The 10,395-nt window shown below is 63.1% G+C and carries 10 protein-coding genes; 6 read left to right on the top strand and 4 right to left on the bottom strand.

Translation table 11 applies throughout. The features are described from left to right. Window positions 1-416: 416 nt before the first annotated feature. From G7020_RS22970 to G7020_RS22950, 5 genes are all read left to right on the top strand, one after another. Complete coding sequence (locus G7020_RS22970; RefSeq protein ID WP_181087168.1) at window positions 417-812, top strand: protease inhibitor I42 family protein; 396 nt, start codon at window positions 417-419, stop codon at window positions 810-812. 320 nt (window positions 813-1,132) lie between these two features. After that, window positions 1,133-2,104 (top strand): ABC transporter substrate-binding protein, encoded by a 972-nt coding sequence (locus tag G7020_RS22965; RefSeq protein ID WP_181087167.1) that lies wholly within the window; start codon window positions 1,133-1,135, stop codon window positions 2,102-2,104. 58 nt (window positions 2,105-2,162) lie between these two features. Then, window positions 2,163-3,053 (top strand): ABC transporter permease, encoded by an 891-nt coding sequence (locus G7020_RS22960; RefSeq protein WP_181087166.1) that lies wholly within the window; start codon window positions 2,163-2,165, stop codon window positions 3,051-3,053. Next, window positions 3,053-3,847 carry an ABC transporter ATP-binding protein gene (locus G7020_RS22955; protein WP_181087165.1) on the top strand — a complete coding sequence of 265 codons (795 nt, stop codon included), beginning with the start codon at window positions 3,053-3,055 and terminating at the stop codon, window positions 3,845-3,847. Before G7020_RS22960 ends, G7020_RS22955 begins: the two co-directional genes overlap by 1 nt. 100 nt (window positions 3,848-3,947) lie before the next feature. Then, on the top strand, window positions 3,948-4,388 hold the full coding sequence (locus G7020_RS22950; protein WP_181087164.1) for a YtoQ family protein: 441 nt from the start codon (window positions 3,948-3,950) through the stop codon (window positions 4,386-4,388). 199 nt (window positions 4,389-4,587) lie between these two features. Here G7020_RS22950 and cysN read toward each other — a convergent pair whose 3' ends face one another. The 4 genes from cysN to G7020_RS22930 form a co-directional block, all read right to left on the bottom strand. After that, complete coding sequence (gene cysN, locus G7020_RS22945) at window positions 4,588-6,486, bottom strand: sulfate adenylyltransferase subunit CysN (RefSeq protein ID WP_181087163.1); 1,899 nt, start codon at window positions 6,484-6,486, stop codon at window positions 4,588-4,590. A gap of 71 nt (window positions 6,487-6,557) precedes the next feature. After that, a complete protein-coding gene (locus tag G7020_RS22940) occupies window positions 6,558-6,902 on the bottom strand; it encodes a four helix bundle protein (RefSeq protein WP_181087162.1) in 345 nt (114 codons plus the stop codon). A 38-nt stretch (window positions 6,903-6,940) separates the two neighbouring features. Next, on the bottom strand, window positions 6,941-7,858 hold the full coding sequence (cysD, locus tag G7020_RS22935; RefSeq protein WP_181087161.1) for a sulfate adenylyltransferase subunit CysD: 918 nt from the start codon (window positions 7,856-7,858) through the stop codon (window positions 6,941-6,943). Between the two features lie 244 nt (window positions 7,859-8,102). Continuing rightward, window positions 8,103-8,861 (bottom strand): Nif3-like dinuclear metal center hexameric protein, encoded by a 759-nt coding sequence (locus G7020_RS22930; protein ID WP_181087160.1) that lies wholly within the window; start codon window positions 8,859-8,861, stop codon window positions 8,103-8,105. Window positions 8,862-9,011: 150 nt separating this feature from the next. Between G7020_RS22930 and algW the strand changes: the two genes are divergently transcribed. Next, window positions 9,012-10,166 (top strand): Do family serine endopeptidase AlgW, encoded by a 1,155-nt coding sequence (gene algW / locus G7020_RS22925; protein ID WP_181087159.1) that lies wholly within the window; start codon window positions 9,012-9,014, stop codon window positions 10,164-10,166. Window positions 10,167-10,395 lie beyond the last annotated feature (229 nt).

The raw sequence follows: 10,395 nt of genomic DNA, 5'->3' as shown, positions 1-10,395 counted from the left end.
CTGACATTGCCGCGCTGGCGCGGGAAGCAATGTTCAATGGCGGAGAATTGTTCGGGTGTGATCATCATGCGCGAAGTATCCCGCATTACTCGCCGTCAAGCCAGTAGCGTTAACAGGCCCTAATCCGACCTACGCAACTTGTCCGCGAATCGATGCCCAAACCATCCACGCGGCCCATTCGCGGCCAAGGCCCCTCCAACAGCCCGTGCGCACCGCAAAACCTGTGGGAGCGGACTTGTCCGCGAATCGATGCCCAAACCAACCGCGCTGCCATTCGCGGCCAAGGCCGCTCCCACGATGGCCGCACCGCATATCCCTGGCGGATCGAATCCGCCCTGTGGGTCGCCCGGATACCTGTGCCTTCCGGGCAAGGCCCGCTATCCTTATCCTCTCGTATTCAACCGGTGCCGATGACCATGCCTTTCGCCATCTCCCGTTGCCTGCTGCCGTTGTCCTTGCTGTTGCTGGGTGCTTGCGCGAGCACGCCGCCCAGCAGCCTTTCGGTCAGCGAAGACCGGCTTTGCCCTCTGTCGCTGCATACAGGGCAGACGTTGATCGTCAGCCTGCCAAGCAATCCGGCTACGGGTTATCGCTGGCATCTGCGGGAAGCCTCGACCGAACTGCTGAAAAGCCTGGGGCCGGAAGTCTTCAGTACTCCCGACAGTGATCTGGTCGGCGGCGATGGCATTTCCACCTGGCGCTTCGAAGCCCGGAATACCGGGCACGGACGGCTGCTGCTGACTTATCAGCGCCCCTGGGAAACGGATGCCGAGCCTGCCGGCCTGTTCGATTGCCGAATCGAGGTTCAATAGCCACGGCACGACGCCTGTGATCGTCGCATACGCCGACACAGGATGGTCGGCACAAGGCGATTAAATGGCCTGATCCACATGACCGCGCGGTCACAATATGAAGAACGCAAAGTCCGCACTGGGTTGCGGCTCAAAGCCTTACGTCTTTTCTCCAAAGTCTCTCCAAACGAAGCGGCTTTGCTGGCAAAAACAGGCCTGTCCCCATATTCTCGTCACCTCGTTGACGGACGCATCGGCGACGCGTTCGCAGCCCCTGCTCTTTCACCGTACACGGACACAACAACCAGACAGGGCCGCTGAGCCCGATAGGATATCCACCCATGAAGTCATCCCTCACCCAATGGCTGTCCCTGGGCGCCCTCGCCCTGACCCTGGCTACTCCGTTCACTGCCAGCGCCGCTGAGCAGAAATCCGTGGCGGCAACCGCCATCGTCGAGCACCCGGCGCTGGATTCCGTGCGCGATGGCGTCCGGGCCGCACTGGAAGCCGCCGGCTACAGCGGCGACAACCTCAAGTGGCAGTACCAGACCGCCCAGGGCAACACCGCCACCGCCGCGCAGATCGCCCGCAAGTTCGTCGGCGACCGCCCCGACGCCATCGTCGCCATCGCCACCCCCTCGGCCCAGGCCGTGGTCGCCAGCAGCCGTTCGGTGCCGGTGGTCTTCGCCGCCGTTACCGATCCGGTCGCCGCCCAGCTGGTCCGCAACTGGGAGCCTTCCGGCAGCAACGTCACCGGCGTCTCCGACGAGCTGGAGCTGGATCGCCAGATGGAGCTGGTCAAGCGCGTGATACCCACTGCCACCCGCGTGGGCATCGTCTACAACCCCGGCGAAGCCAATTCCGTGGTGGTGGTCGAGCGCCTGCGCGAGCTGCTGCCGGAAATGGGCATGACCCTGGTCGAAGCCGCCGCTCCGCGCTCGGTGGACGTGGGCTCGGCGGCCCGCAGCCTGGTGGGCAAGGTCGACGTGATCTACACCAACACCGACAACAACGTGGTCTCGGCCTACGAGTCGCTGGTCAAGGTCGGCATGGACACCAAGACCCCGCTGATCGCCTCGGATACCGACAGCGTCAAGCGCGGCGCCATCGCGGCCCTGGGCATCGACTACTACCAGCATGGCGTACAGGCCGGCGAACTGGTCGTGCGACTGCTCAAGGGCGAGCAGCCCGGCGATATCGCACCGCAGAAAACCGCTGACCTGAGCCTCTACATCAACCGCTCCGCCGCCGTCGCCCAGGGTGTCACCCTGTCCCAGGAGCTGATCGACTCGGCCGCCGAAGTCATCGAATGACCTGACCTGCGCCGGCGCACCTGCCCCGGCGCAGCCGTTCACCAAAGGCACATCATCCATGTCACTGTTTTCCCTGTTTGGCGCCCTTGAAGTAGGCCTGATCTTCGGTCTGGTCGCGCTTGGCGTATTCATCTCCTTCCGCCTGCTGCGTTTCCCCGATCTGACCGTCGATGGCAGTTTCCCGCTGGGCGGCGCCGTCTGCGCCGTGCTGATCGCCAATGGCACCGACCCCTTCCTGGCGACCCTGATCGCCACTGCCGCCGGTGCCCTGGCCGGCATGGTCACGGCAGCGCTCAACGTCCACCTGAAGATCATGGACCTGCTGGCCAGCATCCTAATGATGATCGCGCTGTACTCGATCAACCTGCGCATCATGGGCCGGCCCAACATTCCGCTGATCATGGAACCGACCATGTTCAGCGTGCTGCAACCCGAATGGCTGGCCGACTATGTCGCCCGACCGCTGATCCTGCTGCTGGTGGTCATTGCCGCCAAGATCATTCTCGACATGTATTTCTCCACCCGTCAGGGCCTGGCCATCCGCGCCACCGGCTCCAACCCGCGCATGGCCCGCGCCCAGGGCGTGAATACCGGCGCCATGGCCATCCTCGGCATGGCCATCTCCAACGCCCTGGTGGCACTGGCCGGCGCCATGTTCGCCCAGACCCAGGGCGGCGCCGACATTTCCATGGGCATCGGCACCATCGTCATCGGCCTGGCGGCGGTGATCGTCGGCGAAAGCATCCTGCCGGCACGGCGCATCTTCTACCTGACCCTGGCGGTGATCCTCGGCGCCATCGTCTACCGCTTCTTCATCGCCCTGGCCCTGAACAGCGACTTCATCGGTTTGCAGGCCCAGGACCTGAACCTGATCACCGCCGTGCTGGTGGTCATCGCCCTGGTCATCCCGCTGATCAAACAACGCCTGACCCGCAGGAGGCACGCCTGATGCTCAGTGCGCAGAACCTCAAGATCACCTTCAACCCCGGCACGCCCATCGAGACCCGGGCCTTGCAGGGGCTGTCGCTGGAAATTCCCACCGGCCAGTTCGTCACCGTGATCGGCACCAACGGCGCCGGCAAATCGACCTTCCTCAACGCCGTCTCCGGCGACCTCTCGGTGGACAGCGGCAAGCTGCTGATCGACGATGAAGACGTTACCCGCCTGCCGGTCTGGAGCCGCGCCAGCCGCGTGGCCCGCGTATTCCAGGACCCCATGGCCGGCACCTGCGAAGACCTGACCATCGAGGAAAACATGGCCCTGGCCCAGCAGCGCGGCCAGCGCCGTGGCCTGACCAAGGCCGTGCAGGCGTCCATGCGCGAGGAGTTCCGCCGCCACCTGAGCACCCTCGGCCTGGGTCTGGAGAACCGCCTCACCGACCGCATCGGTCTGCTCTCCGGCGGCCAGCGCCAGGCCGTCAGCCTGCTCATGGCGGCGCTGCAACCCTCCCGCATCCTGTTGCTGGACGAACACACCGCCGCCCTCGACCCGCGCACGGCAGACTTCGTCCTGCAACTGACCGCACGCATCGTCGCGGAAAAACAGCTCACTACCATGATGGTCACCCACAGCATGCGCCAGGCGCTGGATATCGGCGACCGCACCGTGATGCTGCACCAGGGCCAGGTGGTGCTGGATGTGGCCGGGGACGAGCGCAAGGGCCTGGACGTGCCGGACCTGCTGCATATGTTCGAGAAGGTACGCGGCGAGAAACTCGCGGATGATGCGCTGCTACTGGGGTAAAACCCGGCCCTTCTGGCCCTCGCGCATGTTTCCGGGCTAGCATCGGGCCTTCTGTGCCGACGAGACGAATCGCCGGCAACACCGATTTTCAGGAGGATTCATGAGCTTTACCGTTTACCTGTCCGGCGAAATCCACACCGACTGGCGCGACGAGATCAAGCGTGGCGCCTCAGCTGCGGAGCTGGACGTGGTCTTCACCTCCGCCGTAACCGACCACGAGGCCAGCGATGCCGCCGGCGACTGCCTGGGTACAGAGCCGAATGCATTCTGGCGCGACCACAAGTCCTCCAAGGTCAACGCGATTCGCACCAAGACGCTGATCCAGCAGGCCGATCTGGTGGTGGTGCGCTTCGGCGACAAGTACAAGCAATGGAACGCCGCGTTCGACGCCGGCTATTGCGCCGCACTGGACAAGCCCTACATCACTCTGCACGGCGAAGACATCGTGCACCCCCTGAAGGAAGTCGATGCAGCCGCCATGGCCTGGGCGACCACTACCGAGCAGGTGGTGGAGATTCTGAAGTATGTGCTGCGCGACTGAAGAAAGGTCAGCTGAGCCGGCGGACTTACAGTCTATTCGCCGCGAGGGCGCGGCTCCCACGAAAACGACGCGGCGATTGACCTCGTGGGAGCGCCGACCCCGGCGCGAAGCTTGAACTCACGCACGCGGCTTGCGAGCGGAGCGACACCAGAAAGCAAAACGCCCTGTAGATGCAGGGCGTTTCGTTTTCACCTCAGCGTCAGATCGCCCCACGCTGACGCAGCAGATCGATCACCTGCCTGACGCCCTCGGCCACTGTCACAGCCTCGGTATCGATCAGCAGATCGGCATTGCCCGGCACGTCGTAGGGGAAGGATTCGCCGGGAATATTGTCGCCACCGGCGGCGTACAGCCCTTGCGGATCGCGTTGCTGGCAAGTCTGCGGCGAAGCCTGGACATAGACGGTGATCAGGCGATCATCGCCCACCAGCGCCCTGGCCTGTTCGCGGCCTTCGGCATCCGGGGCGACGAAGGCCGCCAGGGTCAGTAGACCCGCCTCGTTGAACTGCCGTGCCACGTGCGCGGCACGGCGCCAGTTCTCGGTGCGACCCGCGCGGTCCTGCGGCAGGCCCTTGTTCAGGTCGTGGCGCAGGTTCTGGCCGTCGAGCACGTAGACCGCACGGCCCATGTCGAACAGCTTGCGCTCCACCGCGTAGGCCAGGGTGCTCTTGCCGGCGCCCGACAAGCCGGTGAACAGCACCGTGGCCGGCTGCTGGCCGAAGCGCGTCGCACGCTCTTCGGTGGAAACATGGGCCAGCGCGCCATGGTGGCCACCGGAACCCTGGGCGACCGGGTCGGCGATGATCATGCCCGCGCCGACGGTGCCGTTGGTGAGGCGGTCGATGACGATGAAGGCACCGGTGGTGCGGTTCTGCGCATAGCCATCCAGCGCGATGGAGGCATCCAGGCTGACCCGGACCTTGCCGATCTCGTTGAGCTGCAGGCTGCTCGCCGGGCCTTGCTCCAGGGTATTCACATCCACCGTGTGAACGATGCTGGCGATGGACCCCGGCACGTAGCTGGTGGCGCGCTTGATGTCGTATTTCTTGCCCGGCAGCATCGGCTCTTCGCCCATCCACACCAGCATGGCGTCGAAGCTGTCGGCGATGCGCGGCAGGTTGTCGGCATGCACCAGCATGTCGCCACGGGATACGTCGATCTCGTCTTCCAGGGTCAGGGTGATCGCCTCGCCCGGCGTGGCCTGCTCCAGCTCGCCGTCGTAGGTGACGATGGATTTGACCCGGCTGGTCTTGCCCGACGGCAATACCGTCACTTCATCGCCCTTGCGCACGATGCCACTGGCCAGGGTACCGGCGAAGCCACGGAAATTCAGGTTCGGGCGGTTGACGTACTGCACCGGGAAGCGCAGGTCGTCGAAGTTGCGGTCGCCGGCGATCTCGACGCTTTCGAGGATTTCCATCAGCGACTGACCTTCGTACCAGTCCGCCCGCTCGCTCTTGTTGACGACGTTGTCGCCCTTGAGGGCGGACATGGGCACGAAATGCAGCGAAGTCGGCTTGAGGCCGATACGCTCGGCAAAGGACAGATAGTCGGCCTTGATGCGCTCGAACACACTCTGATCGAAGTCCATCAGATCCATCTTGTTGATGGCCACGACGATGTGCTTGATGCCCAGCAAGGAGGCGATAAAGCTGTGGCGGCGGGTCTGGGTCTGCACGCCGTAGCGGGCGTCAACGAGGATGATCGCCAGGTCGCAGGTCGAGGCGCCGGTCGCCATGTTGCGGGTGTACTGCTCATGGCCGGGGGTGTCGGCGATGATGAACTTGCGCTTGGCGGTGCTGAAGTAGCGGTAGGCCACATCAATGGTGATGCCCTGCTCGCGCTCGGCCTGCAGGCCATCGACCAGCAGCGCCAGGTCCACGTCATCGCCGGTGGTGCCGACCTTCTTCGAGTCGCGGGTGATGGCTTCCAGATGATCCTCGTAGATCATCTTGGAGTCGTGCAGCAGGCGACCGATCAGGGTGCTCTTGCCGTCGTCGACGTTGCCGCAGGTGAGGAAGCGCAGCAATTCCTTGCGCTCGTGCTGGGCCAGGTACGCGAGGATGTCCTCGCTGATCAGATCGGATTGATGAGACATGGTTTTTCTCTAATCGCTGAAGGCTTGAGGCTGGAGGCTGAACGAAAAAGCACACCGAGCAAGCCGATAATTCATGGACGCTGAAGTAACCTGAGCAGACCGGAGAGCATCGCCGCGATACGCTTGCAGCGTTCAATCCAGTCCCGACCAATCTCGGTCGAGATAAAGCCGACCTCAACACCTATATAAATCTGAGTTCTCAACTCCGAGCACGACCCTTTGGCCATGCTCAGAAAATAACGCTTTTCCTTGTCATCATCGCGGGTCATGCCTTCGGCAATGTTGCTGGGAACGGACAAGGCCGAGCGGGTTATCTGATCCTTGAAGCCGAAATCCCGGCAACCAGCCAGCTCTCGATACACATCAACCGAAAGTCTTGCGGAAAGCTTCCATACATCAAGTCGCTCGAAATCCATTTCGTTCAGCCTCCAGCATCCAGCGCTTTTTATCGGCTTTAAAAGTAGCCCTGCCGCTTCTTCTCTTCCATCGACCCGGCGCCATCATGGTCGATGACGCGGCCCTGGCGTTCGGAGGTGCGGGTCAGGAGCATTTCCTGGATGATTTCCGGCAGCGTCGCGGCGGTGGATTCCACGGCACCGGTCAGCGGGTAGCAGCCGAGGGTGCGGAAGCGGACCATGCGCTTCTCGATACGCGCCTTTTCCTCGTCGGTGAGGTGCTCAAGGATGCGCTCGTCGTCGATCATGATCAGCGTGCCGTTCTTCTCGATCACCTCGCGCTCGGCGGCGAAGTACAGCGGTACGATCGGGATCTGCTCCAGATAGATGTACTGCCAGATGTCCAGCTCGGTCCAGTTGGACAGCGGGAACACGCGGATCGACTCGCCCTTGGTGACCTTGCCGTTGTAGACGTTCCACAGCTCGGGTCGCTGATTCTTCGGGTCCCAGCGATGCTTGGCGTCGCGGAAGGAATACACGCGCTCCTTGGCCCGAGACTTCTCTTCGTCGCGGCGCGCACCACCGAAGGCGGCGTCGAAGCCGTGCTTGTCCAGCGCCTGCTTGAGACCTTCGGTCTTCATGATGTCGGTGTGCTTGGCGCTGCCGTGGGTGAAGGGGTTGATGTCCTGCGCGACGCCATCAGGGTTCACGTGGGTGATCAGGTCCAGGTCCATCTCGGTGACCATCCTGTCGCGGAAGCTGTACATTTCCTGGAATTTCCAGCGCGTATCCACGTGCATCACCGGGAACGGCAGCTTGCCAGGGTAGAACGCCTTGCGCGCCAGGTGCAGCATCACGGCCGAATCCTTGCCGATGGAATAGAGCATCACCGGGTTGTCGAACTCGGCGGCCACCTCGCGGATGATGTGGATGCTTTCCGCCTCCAGCTCTTTCAGATGCGTCAGTTTGTCGACCATGGCTACTCACGAATATGCAGATGGACGGCCGGCAGGCCATAAGAAGGGCGCAACTTTAACACGGCGACCGATTCTAATCAGGCCGCTGCTTAGAACGAAATAGACTAGTTTTATACCGACAGAGCAGCGACAACCGTCGATCGCTTGCATGACGCAGCGGGCTATGCCGCGAATATCACCGTGACGGAGCCTGGCCTCGTTCGCAGGCTTGGCCTGCCCCTAAAGAAGTTCAGCGGACATTCGGCTAAGCCGGATTCGGGCAATCGATGAAGATATGCTCAATGGCGAAACGGCGGGCCAGGTAGTCACCGAGCGCCTGGATTCCGTAGCGCTCGGTGGCGTGATGGCCGGCAGCGAAGAAGCTCAGGCCATTCTCACGTGCGCTATGCACGGTTGGCTCGGATATTTCGCCGGTCAGGTAAGCATCCACGCCCGCCGCCACCGCGTGGTCGATATATCCTTGGGCGCCGCCCGTGCACCAGCCGACACGGCTGATCAGGCCATTGCCTTCGATCATCAGCGGCTCGCGCTGCAGCTTCTCCTGCACCAGTCGGGCGAACTCGGCAGGCGTCAGTGGCGTCGCCAGCGAGCCGATCAGGCCCACCGATTTCGGGTTGTCCGGCTCCAGCGGGCCTTCGATGCTCAGGCCCAGCAAACGCGCCAGCTGCACGTTGTTGCCCACCTCTTCATGCACGTCGAGCGGCAGGTGGTAGGCGAGCAGGCTGATGTCGTGGCTGAGCAGGGTTTTCAGGCGGCGCTGCTTCATACCAACCACGCGCGCGTCCTCGTTCTTCCAGAAATAACCGTGATGCACCAGCACGACATCCGCTTCGGCTGCCACCGCCGCATCGAGCAGGGCCTGGCTGGCGGTTACGCCGCTGACAATGCGGCGCACCTGAGGCCGGCCTTCAACCTGCAGGCCGTTGGGGCAGTAGTCGGCGATCTTCGTCACGCCCAGGTAACGGTCGGTTTCGGCGACCAGTGTGGCCAGTGCAATTGCCATGGAAGGAACTCCTGAAATCGGTGGGCATGCGCGACAGGCAACGGCAGCCGCTTGCAAACAGCACGCTGCATTTCGTCGCCAGCTTCGTATAATGCCGCCACCTTAAAGGGGGCACTCGACCCCCGCAACCTGTCCGGATTGCATATCTAGATGATCAATGCCCTGCGCTACCTGGGTTGGCCACTCGCCGTTGGCCTGCTTCTCGCTTTACTGATCATCCAGCGCTACCCACACTGGGTGGGGCTGAAAACCGAGCCGGCGTACACCTTGCAACAGGCGCCACTGGCGACAGGACCGCAACAGGGGCCGTACTCCTACGCCAATGCGGTCAGCAGCGCGGCGCCAGCGGTGGCCAATCTGTACACCACCAAGGTCATCGAAAAACCCCAGCAATCGCCACTGGCCAAGGACGATCCGCTGTTCCAGCGCTTCTTCGGCGACAACCTGCCGCGGCAACGACGTATGGAGTCGAGCCTCGGTTCGGCGGTGATCATGAGCCCGGAAGGCTACCTGCTGACCAACAATCACGTGACGGCCAACGCCGAACAGATCGTGGTGGCGCTCAGGGATGGCCGGGAAACTCTGGCGCGAGTGATCGGCAGCGACCCGGAAACGGACCTTGCGGTACTGAAGATCGATCTTGCGAACCTTCCCGCCATCACGCTCGGACGCTCGGACAGCATTCGCGTCGGCGATGTCACCCTGGCGATCGGCAACCCGTTCGGGGTGGGCCAGACAGTGACCATGGGCATCATCAGCGCCACCGGGCGCAACCAGCTGGGGCTCAATACCTACGAGGACTTCATCCAGACCGACGCGGCGATCAACCGCGGCAACTCGGGTGGCGCACTGGTGGATGCCACCGGGCATCTGATCGGCATCAACACCGCGATCATTTCCGAGTCCGGCGGCTCGCAAGGCATCGGCTTCGCGATCCCGGTCAAGCTGGCGATGGAAGTGATGAAGGCGATTGTCGAGCACGGTCAGGTGATTCGCGGCTGGCTGGGTGTCGAGGTCCAGTCGCTGACCCAGGAGCTGGCCGAATCCTTCGGACAGGCGGGCCGACCGGGCATCGTGGTCGCCGGGGTCTACCGCGACGGACCGGCGGAGCGCGCCGGCTTGCGGCCCGGCGACCTGATCCTCAGCATCGACGGCGAACAGTCCAGCGATGGCCGCAGTTCGATGAATCAGGTCGCCCGAACCCGTCCCGGCGACAAGATCAAGATCAACATCCTGCGCAACGGCAAACCACTGACCCTCACCGCCGAAGTGGGCATGCGACCACCGGTGGAAGCAAGGCCGTAGGTCGGATTAGCCGCAGGCGTAATCCGACGAACGAACTCACAGATCACCCCAGAGCCACGACAGGTACGGCTCCCGCCTTCCGTGGCCCCTCGTCGGGTCGGAGAAGCGTGACCCGACCTTGTATCTCGACTGCAGCCTTTCAGGAGGCGATAGTCCCCGGCTGATCATCGGGGGAGAGAGTGCAAGTAGTACCCGCCCTTAAGCTTCGAGCTTGTGACGTAGATAACGC

Source organism: Stutzerimonas stutzeri (assembly GCF_013522825.1).
GTDB lineage: Bacteria > Pseudomonadota > Gammaproteobacteria > Pseudomonadales > Pseudomonadaceae > Stutzerimonas > Stutzerimonas stutzeri_AK.
The sequence above is the reverse complement of the archived record's forward strand: the minus strand, read 5'-3'. Positions and strand labels throughout refer to the sequence as shown.